Source organism: Bacillus sp. SIMBA_005, from assembly GCF_046535585.1.
Lineage (GTDB): Bacteria > Bacillota > Bacilli > Bacillales > Bacillaceae > Bacillus > Bacillus pumilus.
Window position 1 is genome coordinate 1 of the sequence record NZ_JAWRWI010000310.1, and the last position, 276, is coordinate 276.

The following is a 276-nucleotide window of genomic DNA, read 5'->3' on the forward strand; positions in this document are numbered from 1 at the left end:
CTTCTGTAAATGATTTTCACATTATATTTTTGAGCAATCTCAGTAGCTTTTTTTAGATTAATAAGCATTGCTTTTTCATCAATGGGTTCTGGTCCTTTAGAATAAAGATCCGCCAGATTAATGTAAGCAATTCCGATGTTGCTTTTACTAATGATATTGTGAGCATTTCTTTCTGAATACGCAACGGTTTCTTTAAAGAAATTCAGAGCTATAATCCATTCCTCCTTAAATCCTGCCTCTAATCTGTCGGTCAAATAACCTCCAAAAGCCAGTCTG

At 34.4% G+C, this 276-nt stretch carries 1 protein-coding gene; it reads right to left on the minus strand.

Features of this window, described 5'->3' with window-relative positions:
• The coding region (locus SB660_RS20255) for a hypothetical protein (protein WP_410584102.1) at nt 1–276 on the minus strand (276 nt) is incomplete at both ends.